Source organism: Sediminibacterium roseum, assembly GCF_009939005.1.
GTDB lineage: Bacteria > Bacteroidota > Bacteroidia > Chitinophagales > Chitinophagaceae > Sediminibacterium > Sediminibacterium roseum.
Window position 1 is genome coordinate 184335 of sequence record NZ_JAACJS010000012.1, and the last position, 15102, is coordinate 199436.

The window sequence follows — 15102 nt, forward strand, 5'->3', positions numbered from 1 at the left end:
ACCTGCTTCGGTATATTATTACAGGAACTTATCTTGCGAAAGATGAAACTTCAGAACCTGGCCATAGCGATCTGTGCAGTTTGGGTATTTTCCAGCTGTAGTTCACTCCGTAATATTTCATCGAAAGACAATTCCGGCACCACGGCCGCGAAAAAACCGAAGCCTGCGGTAAAACGCGAGTTTTTGAACGGGATAGAGGTAACACCCGGCGGTGTAACGGCCGCCACGAAATACGTGACGCCGGTTAAGAAAAACGATGTCGGTTCCAAAAGATCCGCCGCGGAAAAGACCGATCCGGCCGCGCTGGCAACGATCGGGCTGGGATTGGGTATCGAGAACGCCAATATGCTCCAGATCAAATACGCGATCGCAACAGATGCTTCGGTAGAAAAAATGACGAACATCCCGTTGTTACAAACCATCGATAAATGGTGGGGCACCAAATATTGCATGGGCGGGGCAACGGGCGACTGTATCGACTGTTCCGCATTTACCCAGGTGGTGTTGCGGGATGTGTACCAGCTTTCGCTGCCGAGAACCTCCCAGGAACAATATGCGGTTGCAGAAAAAGTGGAGCTCGAAGACCTCCGCGAGGGTGATCTTGTTTTTTTCAATACTTCGGGAAGGGATATTTCGCATGTGGGCATTTATTTACTGAACAATAAGTTCGTGCATGCGGCCACAAGCGGCGGGGTAATGATCAGCGACCTGAATGAGAAATACTGGCAACCCAAATTCAGGGGTGCGGGAAGGGTAAGAAGAGAGGATGAAGTGAAAGGTGGCGTTAAATAGTGCCCCACCCATGAAGCACAAAAACGCTTAAGTTTTCTTTTATACACGCATAGTTACCTCTAATTATATTTTTTTCTTACGCAGCTGACTGATCCTTCCCATCAAAACCCCATACAACTGTGCCGCATCGGGTGTTAATTTGAAATAGAAAATGCCGGCGATCATCAAAGAAGAAAAACCGATGCTCCTGACCAGGATCCCAAAGAACCCGGGTACATCTCTCAATAAAAAATAACAAACGCAATACGCCGCCCCTGCAAACAGCAACGAATACAAGGTTTTCATGGAGAACGGCTGCATATTGAATTTCCTGCGCAAAAACTCGCAGCGTACGATGTTGTAAACGGTGTATGCGCAGAGTTCTGCCAGCGCTGAACCGGTAATGCCGTATTTTTTGATCAGGAAATAAGTGAGCGGCAAACGGAACGCAAGCAATACCACGCCACTGTACAACTCGAAGCGCCAGAAATTGGATGTGTTGATGATCATCTGGTTCAATCCCGTGCCAGCATCGATGATGCGGACAAGCCCCAGGATCAACACTACGTTCAGTCCCGAAGCAAATACCTCCTGTGTTTTAAACACTTTCATAGCGGGAACCAGGTTCAGCCACAGGTTGCCGAAGATGATCAGCGCCATCAGCAAAAGATTGATACACGAACGCGAGTAAATCCGTTCTATTTCCTTGTAGTTTTTGTCTTTCCACGCGCGCGACAACACACCCGCCGAAACAGACTGGATGCTTCTTTGCGGTACCTGTAAAAGATTGGCAGCATATTGTGCAAAAGAGAATACGCCGGCCATCGCCAGACCTTTTACGCTTGCAATGATCAGGGTATCGATTGATGCGGCAACGGATGCGATCACGTTCACTCCAAAGATGAGCATTTGCATCGTAACCATTTTCTTCCAGAACTTACGGGTAACGCGGCTGATCTTTAACGTGAGGTGAAGGTGCCCCTCGCGTTTGAGGTAAAAAAGCAGGATGCCGAATACAGCGAGGTACTGCATGGCAAACAACTGAACAAATACATGAAAGGAGATCAGTTTGAAGATGTACAGCAAGATCAACACGGTTGTGATGATGCGGAGCCCGGTCTCTTTCCAGAAATTGGAATGCACCGATTTGTGCAGCGCCCAGCAAAACCCTTCTATCACCGAGAAAAAAAGCATTCCCATGGTAAAAGGGAAAAGCCAGAAATAGTAGTGGGTGATGAGTTTTGAATTCTGTGAAAATTTGCGGATGAACACCGGTTCAAAATACCATCCGCAAACACACAACAGCAAAAAACCTGCGAAGGAGATCACAAGCGCCCAGGAAACAAGGTCGATCCTGTTTTCGGGCAGGTTATCCTTATAATAGGGATAAAATTTATAGATCACCGGTATCACACCAATAGACGCAAAAGTGAACATGATCGCGCCGGAATCAAAAAAAACACGCGTCAGCGCAAACTGCTCCGGTGTAAAAATATTGCCGGCCTTGTAAAAAAAGAACGGCGTGGATGTTGAATAAAAATAAACATTCAACGCCCCCACGAGAAACCCGATGTAGACCAGTAAACTTGAAATGATGGTTTGTTTGCGGAGGCTACCCATATTATAATTAGCAATTAGAAATTAGTTATTAGTAATTGGTTTTAGGGTGAGGTAAAAGTTCTTTTCGATGGATGCGATATCGTAGCCGGAGGGGTCGCCTTTGAGTTCTTTTTCGTTCCATTTGTTTGATTCCGGTGCGAGCAATACGGTGCCGGTTGCGCTTGGGAGCCATACGGGGAGATTAAACCCTTCTACGCAATTGGTGTAACGGTAGAACAATTTCTTTTTGTCGGCCGAAAAATAATATTCCAGCACCGGTACTTTGGTAGTCCGGAGGTATTGGTCGAATATTTTTTCAACACTGCTTCCGAAATAATCGCTGACCACTTTTTGTATGTCTTCCGTTGTTACGGTTGCGTGGTAGAATTTTTTATTGAGATAACGAAGCATCTCCCTGAACTTCTGGTCGTTGTTCATTGCATGGCGGATGCTGTGGATCATGTTGCCCGATTTCGGGTACATATCCCCGCTGCCTTCCTTGTTTACACCATAGGGGCCAATGATGGGCCTGTCGTTGGAGATGCCCTTGCGTGAGCTGTAATTGTACTCGTTCCCCGCCTGAATGCCATATACGTATTCGGTGAAAAGTGTTTCCGAATAATTGGTGAATCCCTCGTGGATCCACATATCGCCGAGGTCCTTGCTGGTGATGTTGTTGGCAAACCACTCGTGGCCGCTTTCGTGCACGATGATAAAATCCCATTTCAATCCCCAGTCTGAGTTGCTTCTGCCCAGGTATCCGTTGAGGTATTTGTTACCATAGGCAACCGCGCTCTGGTGCTCCATGCCGAGGTGTGGGGCGTCTACGAGTTTGTAACTGTCTTCGTAAAAAGGATAGGGGCCCATCCAGTATTCAAACGCATGGATCATCGTTTTTGCCTGTTTGAATTGTTCCTTTGCTTTTTCAAGGTTGTAATCGAGCACCCAGAAACTCATATCCAGTTTCCCTTTCTCGCCCATCGCCGTGTCTGCGAAGTTTACGTATTTGCCTATGTACGGAACGATGTTGTAATTGTTGATCGGGTTCTTCACTTCCCAACGGTAGGTCATGGTGCCCGGCGAGAAACTTTGCTTTTGTATCAGCCGGCCATTGCCCACGCCTATCAATGTATCCGGAACCGTGATCAGCAGGGCCGCGCCATTGTCGGGCTCATCGCTCTGGTGGTCTTTGCAGGGGTACCATACACTCGCTCCCAATCCCTGGCAGGCAACCGTCATCCAGGGCCTTCCTTTTTCGTCTTTCTTAAAGATCCAGCCGCCGTCCCACGGCGCATTTTTTGCCACGCGCACATTTCCTTTGAAACGGAGGGCGAGCTTCTTCACCTGGCCCTTTTTTAAATTGAGACTGGCCGGCATTGTTATATAATATACGTTACCGTCACGGGTATATTCCAGTTTTGTATCGCCGATAAAGGCTTTGTCGAGCTCCATCGGCTGCTGGAGGTCTACCTGCATGCGTTTGTAGGGCTGCAATACTTTAAAATCGATGTCTACCTTTCCGGCGATGCTTTTCTTATCGAAATCGGGCTCTACAAGAATCGTATAATGCAATACATCCCACCAGTTCCTGTCTGCGTTCAATGATCCGCGCAGCGTATCTTGCCGGGTAAATACGGTTTTGTTCTGACCCAATTGCCCAAAAGCAACCACGGAACTCAGGAAACCAAATAATGTAAGTAATTTGAATTTTGTATTCATGATTTTAAATTGGAGCACTAAAGATAGTATGATTGGAGATACAGCGTTACAAGGCAGACCGGCAGCGGGAAAAGGCATTGGCAGGTCGTTTTTTTTTATGGGAGCGCTTGCGTTGATCCTGTTTGGATGCGCCCAAAAAAAAGCTTCTACCAAACAGGTATTTTATTACAATGAGTTTTCAGGAACGGCCACGCTCGACCCGGCTTTTGCAAAGAACCAATCCATCATGTGGCCCGTGCACCAGATCTACAATACGCTGGTGGAGATCGACAGCGGGTTGAACATTGTTCCCTCGCTGGCAAAAAGCTGGGAGGTGAGCGAAGACAGGCTCTCTTACACATTTCACCTGCGCACCGGTATCCGTTTTCACGACAACGATGCCTTCCCCGGCGGCAAGGGACGCGTATTAACCGCAGCGGATGTTGCCTATAGCCTGCAACGCATCGTTGACAAAAGCACCGCGAGCAGCGGCGCATGGATCTTTAACAACCGGGTAGATGAAAACGAAGGGTTTACGGCGCTGAACGATTCCACTTTTCGTTTGAAACTGATCCGCCCGTTCCACCCGATCATGGGTATATTGAGCATGCAGTACTGCAGCATCGTTCCGAAAGAGGTGGTGGAGAAATACGGAAAGGATTTTCGCCGCCATCCCTGCGGTACAGGGCCGTTCCAGTTTGAATCGTGGGACGAAGGCGAGGCGCTTATCCTGCATAAGAATCCAAACTACTGGGAGCGCGACAGCAGCGGCAATGCCTTACCTTATCTGGATGCGGTCAAGATCACTTTCTTCGATAACAAGGCAACGGAGTTTTTACAATTCCGGCAGGGAGGATTGAGTTTTGTGAATGATGTGGATCCTTCTTTCAAAGACGAGATCCTGTCGAAAACAGGGGAGCTGCGCGAACAGTGGAAAGGAAAGATCGTTCTGAAAAAACATGCTTACCTGAACACGGAATATTTCGGGATACTGGTAGACGAAAACAACCCGCTCACCAAAAATTCGCCCAATGGCATCAAGGCCGTTCGCCAGGCAATGAATTACGCGATCAACCGGCCGCTGCTGATGATGTACATGCGCAATTCGATCGGCATTCCCGCGGAAGCGGGTTTTGTTCCGGGCGGGTTGCCTTCCCGCAATACGGAGCTGGTAAAAGGTTATCGCTTCGATCCCGCGAAAGCAAAACAGTTGTTGAAACAAGCCGGTTACCCTGATGGCAAAGGATTGCCTACGGTGAAACTGCTTACCATCAATATCTACTCCGATATTGCCAGCTTTGTGGCGCGCCAGCTTGAAGAAATAGGGATACCGGTGCAGGTGGAAGTGATACAGAAAAGCCTGTTGCTCGAGCAAACCGCCAAATCGCAGGCCGCTTTTTTCCGCGGCTCATGGATTGCAGATTATCCCGACGCGGAGAACTACATGGCAATGTTCTACAGCAAGAACCCTGCGCCACCAAATTATACGCGTTATAAAAACCCTGCGTTCGATGTATTGTATGAAAAGGCGCTGCAGGAAAACAATGATTCGGTACGTTATCAACTGTACAGGGAAATGGATCAGCTGGTGATCAACGATGCGCCGGTGATACCGATCTGGTACGATATGGCCTTTCACCTGGTACAGCCGAATATCGAGGGATTCTACCCGAATGCATTGAATTTACTGGAACTCAGGCAAACAAAGATCAGGAACCCGTAGTAAATAAAAACGATGTCTCCCAGGAGAGAGACATCGTTTTTGCAAATTACTTTACCGCGAAAAAGGTTATTGTTTTTTGAGTTTGCTCATGAACACTTTTTCAAATTTCTCCAGTTTCGGGGCGATCACAAACCGGCAGTAGCTTTGTCCCTGGTTATCGTTGTAATAATTCTGGTGATATTGTTCTGCCGGGTAGAAATTTTTGAAGGGTTGTATCTCTGTAACGATGGGTTTGCTCCACGCACCGCTCTTGCCGAGTTCGGCTTTGTAATGTTCGGCCTTTTGTTTCTGTTCGTCGTTCATGTAAAACACCACGCTCTTGTATTGCGGGCCTATGTCGGCGCCCTGTTGCTCGTACGTCGTGGGATCGTGTGTTTTCCAGAAAACCTCGAGCAGTTCATCGTAGGTGATCTTTGCAGGATCGTAAACGATGCGCGCCAGTTCTACATGACCGGTGTTTTTGTCGCAAACCTGTTCGTAGGTCGGGTTCTCCACATGCCCGCCGCCGTAGCCGCTTTCTACTTTGTAAACACCTTCGAGCCGCTGAAAGAAAGCTTCGGTACACCAAAAACAGCCTTCGCCAAAAACAGCGGTCTCGGTTTTAACGCCTGCCGGGATTTTTTCGTTGTTCATAGTTGCTAATTTCTTATCCGTTTTCGACTGCGCGCAGGCCGTGAGGCCCAGAGCGATCAGCAATACAGAAATGTAAGTACGCATTGAAATGGTTTGATTAAAAATACGATTTACAATAATAAACAGATTTGGCGTGTAAACGGTTTTCGCGGAGTTGTTAAAGTTTCCCGGTGGGGCAGGGTTGGGTTGAAAAGCCGGGGCGATCGATAAAGCTGAACGATAAACCAGCAAACCAAACCTTACCTTTGCCAAAAAAGCAAGGAAACGCATGCGTTTGTACCCGGAATCGGCATTGTCGCAATTGGAGTTTGATAAGGTTAAGGCCCTGCTGAGAGAGCATGCCAAAACTGAATATGCCAAATCGAAGGCGGAGCAGCTCCGCATCCATACAAAGAAAGAATACATTGAGCTGGAACTGCAGCAGAGCAACGAATATAAACTGATCCTGCAACTGGGGCAATATTTCCCGAACGATTTCAACCTGAACATCAGCCGCGACATAAAATTATTATCCATCCCGGGCGCTATGCTCACCGGAGAGCAGTGGATGCCCGTTCGCAAACTCACCGAGAACATGGGCAGTATTTTCCGTTGGTTTGATGCAGAACGGAGAACCTCTTTCCCTGCCTTAACGCAGGTGATCGCCGGCACGTATTACGAGAAAGCGATCATAGAAATGATCGATGAGATACTGGATGAAAATGGTAACGTGAAAGACAATGCCTCCGAGGACCTTCAGCGGATACGCATGAATCTTTTCCGGAAAAGAAATGAGTTGCGCAGGATGTTTGAAAAAGTGATCGCCAAACTGGCCAAGGCCGGTTACAGCGCCGACATCGACGAGAGCTTCAGCAACGGAAGAAGGGTAGTGGCTGTGTTTTCGGAACACAAGCGCCAGGTGAAGGGTATCCTGCACGGCGAGAGCGACAGCCGTAAAACCGCCTTCATCGAACCAGAAGAAACCATTGAACTCAACAACGCAGTGTTCGCGCTTGAACACGATGAAATACGCGAGGTACAGAAGATCTTACGGGGACTGACCGCAAAACTTTCCGTATACGGCCCATTGTTGCAGCAGTACCTTGAGACCACCGGCGAATACGATTTCATCAACGCAAAGGCAAAACTGGCGCTGGATATGAACGGCCAGTTGCCCGAACTCGCGGATAAGGCGCACGTGCACCTGATCGATGCATACCACCCGCTGTTGTTTCTTTACAACAAGGCCTCCGGGAAAAAAACGATCCCCGTAACGCTTACGCTCGACGATAAGAACAGGATACTCGTGATCAGCGGTCCCAATGCCGGTGGTAAAACGGTTACCATGAAAACCATCGGCCTCAACCAGATGATGCTGCAGGCAGGCTTGCTCGTGCCCGTTCATCCCGATTCGCAGATGGGTATTTTCAAGCAGTTGTTCATTCACATCGGGGATACACAAAACCTGGAGTTTGAGCTGAGTACCTACTCGAGCCACCTGCTGCACATGAAATATTTCATCGAATCGGCCAACGGGAAAACATTGTTCTTTATCGATGAGCTCGGCAGCGGGAGCGATCCAAACCTGGGTGGCGCCTTTGCAGAAGTGATCATGGAGGAACTATCGCGCAGGCATTCTTTCGGCATCGTTACCACGCACTACCTGAACCTGAAAGTAATGGCCAACCATACGCAGGGCATCATCAACGGCGCGATGCAGTTTGACGAGGTGAACCTGCTGCCGATGTACAAACTCGTGGTGGGAAAACCCGGAAGCTCTTACACATTCGCGATCGCAGAACGCATAGGGTTGCCGCAGCACCTGATCAAAAAAGCACGGAAGCTGGTGGATGATGATCATTTCAAACTCGATCGCCTCCTCAACAGTACGGAGCAGGACCTGCAGCAGCTTGATAAAGAGAAAAAAGAACTGGCAAGACTGGTAAAAGAAAATGAAAAATTAAAAAAAGAAATGCAGACAGTACTCGACCGCGAACGCCACAGGCAGCAGGTTGAACTGTTAAAGCATCAGAATAAAGTGGCGGAGGATCGATTGGTGTACCTGAAAGACATGGAGCGCAAACTAAAACAGATCGTTCTCGACTGGAAGAAGGCGGAGAACAAAAATGAAGTGGTGAAGAACCTCCAGAACCTTTTGTTCAAACAGAAAGAAACGATCGTGGTGAACAAGCTCGCCAAAAAAGTGGACCAGAAATACAAGGAGCTGAACAAACACATCGAAGTTGGATCGCTTGTTAAACTCAAGAAGAATTACCAGGTGGGCGAAGTAAAAGAGATCCGCGGCAAACGCGCCATTGTGCAGGTAGGTGTGCTGCCGATGAATGTGGATCTCGCAGATCTGATCCCGGTGGAGAAAGTAGAAGAGAAAGTAACTGAAAAATAACGGCACGCAGCGCAAAGCCCGTAGCAAAAAAGAAATGAGAAAATCCGGCCTAGTCATCGTTTTCTTGCTGTGCAGTCACCTGTTGTCTGCGCAGCTTTGTTCCGGCAGTCTCGGAGACCCGATCGTCAACATCACTTTCGGCAGCGCGTCAGGGCCATTGAAGCCGGGTGTTACCAATCTCGCTTACACTTCAACGGCGTGTCCGAACGATGGGGAATATACCATCACCAAATTCACATCTCAATGTTTCAGTAGCAGCTGGTTCACCCTGCAAAACGATCACACGGGTAACCAGAACGGGCAGTTCATGCTCATCAACGCCTCGGTAACGCCAAACGATTTTTACGTGGATACCATACAAGGTTTGTGCAGCAATACCACGTTCGAATTTGCGGCATGGATAGTGAATATGCTTTCATCAAGCTCCTGCAGCAACAATGGAATCAAACCCAATCTCACCTTCAGCATTGAAACCACAACAGGAACGGTGCTTGCAAAATACCAGACCGGCGATATTCCCAGCCAGGTAGGGCAGTGGAAACAATACGGAACCTATTTCAAAACACCGGCAGGCGTAACCGCGGTGGTGTTGCGCCTCACCAACAATGCGCCCGGCGGCTGTGGGAATGATCTCGCGATCGATGACATCACGTTCCGCCCCTGCGGCCCAACCGTTCAGTTAACGGTTCGTAACGATCCGAAGACAACCATCGCATTCTGCGACGACAACAATTCTTTTTCGATGGATGCTTCAACCGGCAATGGTTTCAGCGGATCTACGATTCAATGGCAATTGAGCACCGACAGCGGCAGAACATGGAAAGACATTGCAGGTGCGCAAACTACTTCCTACACGCGCCTGGCAACGCCACCGGGTTATTACCAGTACAGGCTCGTTACGGCGGAAACGGCCAACTTCCCCAATATACCCTGCAGGGTGGCATCAAATGTGATCTCGGTATTGGTTCGCGAAAAACCGGTGTATGCATTGCGGAAAGCAATCGGGTGCACAACCAAGAACCTAACGATTGAAACGGCGAATGGTGTAGGGTACACTTTCCGCTGGCGGGGCCCGAATGGTTTTACGTCCACCGTTTACAATCCTGTTGTACCCAATGTGCGTTACATCGATTCAGGGTTGTATCTTGTTGATGTACGTTTCGCGGAATGCACGGGTACAGATTCTGTATACGTCAATGTTTTTCCCGGCGTAACGGCATCGGTCAACAGGGATACGATGATCTGCGAAGGACAACCCCTCGCGCTTTCAGCCACCGGCGGAAGCATTTACAGCTGGACGCCTGCAACGGGTCTCACCAATCCCGGCATCAATAATCCATTTGCCTCACCGGCTACGGAAACGGTTTATAAAGTATATGTTTCCGAACCCACCGGTTGCCGCGATTCTGCCAGCGTAACCGTATCGGTCTGGAACAACCCTGTTATTACCGCGGGCCCCGATAAAACGCTGTACAGCGGTGGAAGGGTGGTGCTCGACGGAAGACTTTCGGGCAACTGGAACAGTTTTACCTGGTCTCCCGCCACGGCAATGACAGGCGCAAATACTTTGTCGCCAACCGTTTCTCCCACCGACACGGTAACCTACAGGCTGTCTGCATTACCGGGTATGGGCTGCCCACCTGTATGGGATGATGTATTCGTTTTTGTTTATAAAAACCTGGAGGTACCCAATGCATTTTCTCCGAATGGAGATGGAATCAACGATGTATGGTTTGTAAAAGGACTGGACACCTATCCCGAATCGACCGTCAGGATCTTCAACCGTTCCGGCGCCACCGTGTACGAGGCCAAAGGTGGCGCGGCATGGGATGGTACTTACAAAGGGCAACCTGTTCCCATCGCCACTTATTACTATGTTATTGATCTGCATGTCGGGCAACCGCCTGTATCGGGTTCGATCGTGGTCATCAGGTAAAAACAATAGCCTTTACATTTTCTTCAACTCTTCCTCCAGCTTATCCATGTTCTCTTCGTTCTTTTCGGGAGCAAAGGGCCTGATCTTGCTGCATTCTTTTTCTGAATTGAATTTCATTTTAAAGACCACCTTTGTTTGGTTCGCTGCCGTTTCCTCAAACCGGACCTCTACCTGGAAAATGGGTTGCGACTGCCGATCCCACACCAGCAATTCCGGTTCTTTGACAGCGATGAAGGTGCATGCATTTTCATAATTGCCTTTTTCGGGGCCATGCATCGTAAAGATCCATCGACCGCCCACACGGAGGTCGAACGTATGAAAAGTATTGGTGAATCCCCTGGGCCCCCACCAGTTGCTGAGGTGCACGGGATCGGTCCACGCCTTGAAAACAAGCCCACGCGGCGCATCAAATGTTCGCGTGGTAACGATTTCGCATTCGGGTGTGGTTTGAAGAATGTTTGGTGTTTCCATAGGCTGGATTGTTGGTCAAATTTATGGGCAATAGCAAGGATTTGACAATTGTAATTATTAATTATGTAAAGTTAGCCGGTGTTTGTCGGAATTCACCCCTCAACTTGTCGCCTTTACACAGTGTGAAATCCTGGACTCTATCCGAGCTTTGTATTGTAAACAACAACTCAAACCAACCGGTCATCTTATGAAAAACATTTTCAAACTTCGCAATCGGATCAATTTACTACTGGTAGCCGCGGCCATGGTAACACTGTTCCCATCGCACGCGCAGCAGCTCAAACCCAATACCAGTGGTTATGCCCCCGTAAACGGCATCAAAGTCTATTATGAAATATATGGAGAGGGAAAGCCCATTGTTTTGCTGCATGGTGCTTATTATACCATCGGGCTGAATTGGTCGCAGTTGATCCCTGAATTGGCGAAAACAAGGAAGGTGATCGCAATAGAAATGCAGGGACACGGGCACACACCTTTTTCAGAAAGGAAATTATCACGCGAAACCCTGGCCAACGATGTGGTGAAGCTGATGGATCATTTGAAAATAGACAGCGCCGATGTAGCCGGATTCAGTTTCGGCGGGCAGGTAGCTTACCAGTTTGCCATACAAAGTCCGAAACGGTTGAAAAAACTGGTCATCATTTCTTCCGCCTATAAAACAGAAGGATGGGTAAGCGAAGTAACCAATGTGTTCAAGCAATTGAAACCGGAGTTCTTTGCAAATTCACCGTTGCAGGCGGCTTACGATGCGGTGGCGCCGGATAAAACCAAATGGACAAAATTTCTTGAACAGATGATGGCCCTGGGAAGAGAGTCATTTAACCTCGGTGATGAGAACATCGCAAAGATCACTGCCCCGGTATTGATCATATCGGGAGACAATGATGGCATGGATAAAGTTGAACTGGCAAAAACGTATAAGCTGTTGAGAGGAGGCGTTTCCGCAGACATGCAGCCGATGCCGGGATCGCGCCTGGCGATTGTGCCCGGTCAAAGCCACGTAAGCCTGATGATGCAGACGAAGATCCTCTCGGCTTACCTGGAAGAGTTTTTACAATGAACGGCGGGCCGGTTGATCAGGCCTTTTTTACAAACTCAGATTTAAGCGCCATTGCGCCAAAGCCATCGATCTTGCAGTCGATGTTGTGATCGCCGTCTGTCAAACGAATGTTTTTAACCTTGGTGCCGGCCTTGATACTTTGGGAAGAGCCTTTTACCGGGAGATTTTTTATGGTGATCACCGTATCGCCGTTTTGAAGAATATTCCCATTGCTGTCTTTTACAACAAGGGCCTGCTCGGTTTCTGCAGTTTTGTTAGGATCCCATTCATGCCCACATTCAGGACAAGCCAACAGGTTGTCTAATTCGTAAGTGTATGTTGATTTACAAACGGGGCATGGGGTAGGTGCTTGCATAACTTTACCTGTTTTTTTGAGTGGATCGATGCGCGCATAAAAAAACGGAAGGTAAGAGGTGCCAATAGCCTATGCGCAGCATGTCTGTGTGTTAAAGGCCTGCACTGAATGCTTCACCGTTTTCTTTATAAGCTTTTACGGCCGCAAAGATAAATAAACAGCAACGGTTCTTTTTATTTTTATGCCAATCTGGTAATTAACATCAGAATACAGAAACTTCAAAGCAATCGTTTATTCATAAACGCCCTCCCTGACCCCGATTTGAGATATTTTTCAAATGCAAATGCAGCCGGTTTATCTGTGAATGCGCAATAGAATAACAATGTAACCGGCAGCAACCTTTTTGTAGCAGGAACATGGCCATTGGAATGTCTATCAAAACGCTCCCTTAGATCTTGGGTACATCCCACATATGTATGCCCATTGCTGCAGCGCAGTATATATACATATTGCATCTGCCAAAGTTCAGCAGCTAAAGAAAGCAAATTGTAAGTATTAATACCTAGGAAATTGCGGTGACCATTAGCAGGAACCTACCCACGCTGAAGCTTCGGTGAGTGAAAATGCTGCCTTGTTCGCCGAAACCACCGGGAAATTGGGGAGACCAATAGCAAGGAACCCACCTACGCTGAGGCTTTGGTGGGTGAAAACGCGGACTTGTCGCCGAGACCACCGGGAAAATGGGGGTGTCTATAAACAAAGAACCCACCTTCGCTGAAGCTTCGGTGGGTAAATGAAAATGCGGACTTGTCCGCCGAAACCACCGGGAAATTGGGGAGTGTCTATTAGCAAGAAACCCACCTGCGCTGAAGCTTCGGTGGGTAAATGAAAATGCTGCCTTGTTCGCCGAACCCATCGGGAAATTGGGGAGTGTCTATTAGCAAGAAACCCACCTGCGCTGAAGCTTCGGTGGGTAAATGAAAATGCGGACTTGTCCGCCGAAACCCACCGGGAAATTGGGGGTGTCTATAAACAAAGAACCCACCTACGCTGAAGCTTTGGTGGGTGAAAACGCGGACTTGTCGCCGAAACCACCGGGAAAATGGGGGTGTCTATAAACAAAGAACCCACCTTCGCTGAAGCTTCGGTGGGTAAATGAAAATGCGGACTTGTCCGCCGAAACCCACCGGGAAATTGGGGGTGTCTACAAACAAAGAACCCACCTTCGCTGAAGCTTCGGTGGGTAAATGAAAATGCGGACTTGTCCGCCGAAACCCACCGGGAAATTGGGAGTGTCTACAAACAAAGAACCCACCTTCGCCTTTCAGGCTTCGGTGGGTGAAGGCGGAGAGAGAGGGATTCGAACCCCCGGACCTGTTACAGTCAACAGTTTTCAAGACTGCCGCAATCGACCGCTCTGCCATCTCTCCGGGTGCAAAATAATAGTGTGGCAGGCGTTTTACCAAAAAAAGAATAGGATTATACAGAAAATGAGCGCTTAAATCGGCTGAAATCCTTTGTCTGCAAGCATTCCGGCGTTGTAATTTTTTGATTTCATGGGAGGGTTCTTTGGTATTCAGAGTCGATTTATCGAATCAATGGGCGATCTCAGGTACGCTCACGCCGGGGCGCGATCCCATAAAGCATTTAGATCAGGGGGATTTTGAGCCTACTGATTGTAAACGCCACGCCGTCGGAACAAGCAACAAAAAGCCCCGTTCTTTGCAGAACAGGGCCGTTTCTAAACTATGATGCGTGCTTATAATGTGGTAGGAGAAAGGGTTACACCCGATGTATAACTCCAGGTGATCGCGTAGCTGTTACCCGTTTTCACAATAGAGCCCGTATAAGTGGTGCCATTGAAAACAACGGTAAGCGTTGTTGTGCCTGCAGGCAGCGGAATACGCGTGGTTGCGGTGCCGACAGCCTTCGACGATCCTGCCGTACAGCCTGCCATTGGAACACTTACGCCGGTTACATTGATTGTATAGGTGGCCGCTCCGCCGGCGCCGTTGGCCGCAGTAAATGCCAATACGCTGTTGAGACAACTATAGCTGTTGGCCGTTTTCATGGTAAATATGAGCCCGGATGCCGAAGCAGATGAATCTGCCCTTGAAACCGAAATGTTCAACTGCTCGCCAGTGGAGAAAGAGGCGGTTGTGGAGCCGTTCATCGGTAAGTAATTCACTGAGTCCACCGTTACATTTGAACTGGCGCTCGTCGATCCGGAACTGCCCATCACCTTATAACTGCCTGCCGCTGCAAAGGAAACGGAAGCAGTGTTCCCATTGGGCGTAACAGTGGCTGTATTAGGTGTAACAGACCAGTTAACGGTTGAATTGGCGGCAACAGAAGGTATGGTATAAGTAACCGGCTGACTGATGTGCACAACACCCGAAACGGAAGCAATAAGGGGCTCAGGCGAGGAAGAATCTTTTGCTTTATCGCAAGAAACGAATAACAAGGTTGAAAGGGAGAGAAGTACCAGGAAATTTTTCATGGTCGTTGTTTTGGTGGTTAAAGGCAGGTTATC

Annotated in this window: 12 protein-coding genes and 1 tRNA gene; 5 read left to right on the plus strand and 8 right to left on the minus strand. The window is 48.5% G+C overall.

Annotated elements, in window-relative coordinates:
- The first annotated feature begins 42 nt into the window (after nt 1-42).
- Nucleotides 43-792: a C40 family peptidase gene (locus GWC95_RS09105; protein ID WP_161818393.1), complete on the plus strand. Its 750-nt coding sequence runs from the start codon at nt 43-45 to the stop codon at nt 790-792.
- 63 nt (nt 793-855) lie between these two features.
- Here GWC95_RS09105 and GWC95_RS09110 read toward each other — a convergent pair whose 3' ends face one another.
- On the minus strand, nt 856-2391 hold the full coding sequence (locus GWC95_RS09110; RefSeq protein ID WP_161818394.1) for a lipopolysaccharide biosynthesis protein: 1536 nt from the start codon (nt 2389-2391) through the stop codon (nt 856-858).
- Nucleotides 2392-2412: 21 nt separating this feature from the next.
- Nucleotides 2413-4089 (minus strand): M1 family metallopeptidase, encoded by a 1677-nt coding sequence (locus GWC95_RS09115; RefSeq protein ID WP_161818395.1) that lies wholly within the window; start codon nt 4087-4089, stop codon nt 2413-2415.
- Between the two features lie 28 nt (nt 4090-4117).
- On the opposite strand from GWC95_RS09115, the gene GWC95_RS09120 reads away from it, so the two are divergent.
- Nucleotides 4118-5791 carry an ABC transporter substrate-binding protein gene (locus tag GWC95_RS09120; protein WP_237722116.1) on the plus strand — a complete coding sequence of 558 codons (1674 nt, stop codon included), beginning with the start codon at nt 4118-4120 and terminating at the stop codon, nt 5789-5791.
- Between the two features lie 66 nt (nt 5792-5857).
- Here GWC95_RS09120 and msrA read toward each other — a convergent pair whose 3' ends face one another.
- Nucleotides 5858-6508 carry a peptide-methionine (S)-S-oxide reductase MsrA gene (gene msrA, locus GWC95_RS09125; protein WP_161818396.1) on the minus strand — a complete coding sequence of 217 codons (651 nt, stop codon included), beginning with the start codon at nt 6506-6508 and terminating at the stop codon, nt 5858-5860.
- A 184-nt stretch (nt 6509-6692) separates the two neighbouring features.
- Here msrA and GWC95_RS09130 point away from each other — a divergent pair, with 184 nt between their 5' ends.
- Complete coding sequence (locus GWC95_RS09130; RefSeq protein ID WP_161818397.1) at nt 6693-8807, plus strand: endonuclease MutS2; 2115 nt, start codon at nt 6693-6695, stop codon at nt 8805-8807.
- A gap of 34 nt (nt 8808-8841) precedes the next feature.
- A complete protein-coding gene (locus GWC95_RS09135; RefSeq protein ID WP_161818398.1) occupies nt 8842-10743 on the plus strand; it encodes a gliding motility-associated C-terminal domain-containing protein in 1902 nt (633 codons plus the stop codon).
- Between the two features lie 12 nt (nt 10744-10755).
- Here the strand turns inward: GWC95_RS09135 and GWC95_RS09140 are convergent, their stop codons facing one another.
- Nucleotides 10756-11214, minus strand: a complete 459-nt coding sequence (locus GWC95_RS09140) for an SRPBCC family protein (protein WP_161818399.1) — start codon at nt 11212-11214, stop codon at nt 10756-10758.
- Nucleotides 11215-11401: 187 nt separating this feature from the next.
- Here GWC95_RS09140 and GWC95_RS09145 point away from each other — a divergent pair, with 187 nt between their 5' ends.
- On the plus strand, nt 11402-12274 hold the full coding sequence (locus GWC95_RS09145; RefSeq protein WP_161818400.1) for an alpha/beta fold hydrolase: 873 nt from the start codon (nt 11402-11404) through the stop codon (nt 12272-12274).
- A gap of 16 nt (nt 12275-12290) precedes the next feature.
- Here the strand turns inward: GWC95_RS09145 and GWC95_RS09150 are convergent, their stop codons facing one another.
- From GWC95_RS09150 to GWC95_RS09165, 4 genes are all read right to left on the minus strand, one after another.
- Complete coding sequence (locus GWC95_RS09150) at nt 12291-12629, minus strand: zinc ribbon domain-containing protein YjdM (RefSeq protein WP_161818401.1); 339 nt, start codon at nt 12627-12629, stop codon at nt 12291-12293.
- Between the two features lie 218 nt (nt 12630-12847).
- Nucleotides 12848-13084: a GIY-YIG nuclease family protein gene (locus GWC95_RS20065; protein WP_161818793.1), complete on the minus strand. Its 237-nt coding sequence runs from the start codon at nt 13082-13084 to the stop codon at nt 12848-12850.
- A gap of 830 nt (nt 13085-13914) precedes the next feature.
- Nucleotides 13915-13999, minus strand: a tRNA-Ser gene (locus tag GWC95_RS09160).
- Between the two features lie 329 nt (nt 14000-14328).
- Nucleotides 14329-15069, minus strand: a complete 741-nt coding sequence (locus GWC95_RS09165; protein ID WP_161818402.1) for a hypothetical protein — start codon at nt 15067-15069, stop codon at nt 14329-14331.
- Nucleotides 15070-15102 lie beyond the last annotated feature (33 nt).

Excerpts from the sequence above, each read along its gene's own strand:
- GWC95_RS09105 (WP_161818393.1), top strand. The coding sequence starts at position 43 with ATGAAACTTCAGAACCTGGCCATAGCGATCTGTGCAGTTTGGGTATTT.
- GWC95_RS09165 (WP_161818402.1), bottom strand. The coding sequence starts at position 15,069 with ATGAAAAATTTCCTGGTACTTCTCTCCCTTTCAACCTTGTTATTCGTT.
- GWC95_RS09120 (WP_237722116.1), top strand. The coding sequence starts at position 4,118 with ATGATTGGAGATACAGCGTTACAAGGCAGACCGGCAGCGGGAAAAGGC.
- GWC95_RS09150 (WP_161818401.1), bottom strand. The coding sequence starts at position 12,629 with ATGCAAGCACCTACCCCATGCCCCGTTTGTAAATCAACATACACTTAC.
- GWC95_RS09135 (WP_161818398.1), top strand. The coding sequence starts at position 8,842 with ATGAGAAAATCCGGCCTAGTCATCGTTTTCTTGCTGTGCAGTCACCTG.
- GWC95_RS20065 (WP_161818793.1), bottom strand. The coding sequence starts at position 13,084 with ATGCAATATGTATATATACTGCGCTGCAGCAATGGGCATACATATGTG.
- GWC95_RS09130 (WP_161818397.1), top strand. The coding sequence starts at position 6,693 with ATGCGTTTGTACCCGGAATCGGCATTGTCGCAATTGGAGTTTGATAAG.
- GWC95_RS09110 (WP_161818394.1), bottom strand. The coding sequence starts at position 2,391 with ATGGGTAGCCTCCGCAAACAAACCATCATTTCAAGTTTACTGGTCTAC.
- GWC95_RS09140 (WP_161818399.1), bottom strand. The coding sequence starts at position 11,214 with ATGGAAACACCAAACATTCTTCAAACCACACCCGAATGCGAAATCGTT.
- msrA (WP_161818396.1), bottom strand. The coding sequence starts at position 6,508 with ATGCGTACTTACATTTCTGTATTGCTGATCGCTCTGGGCCTCACGGCC.
- GWC95_RS09145 (WP_161818400.1), top strand. The coding sequence starts at position 11,402 with ATGAAAAACATTTTCAAACTTCGCAATCGGATCAATTTACTACTGGTA.
- GWC95_RS09115 (WP_161818395.1), bottom strand. The coding sequence starts at position 4,089 with ATGAATACAAAATTCAAATTACTTACATTATTTGGTTTCCTGAGTTCC.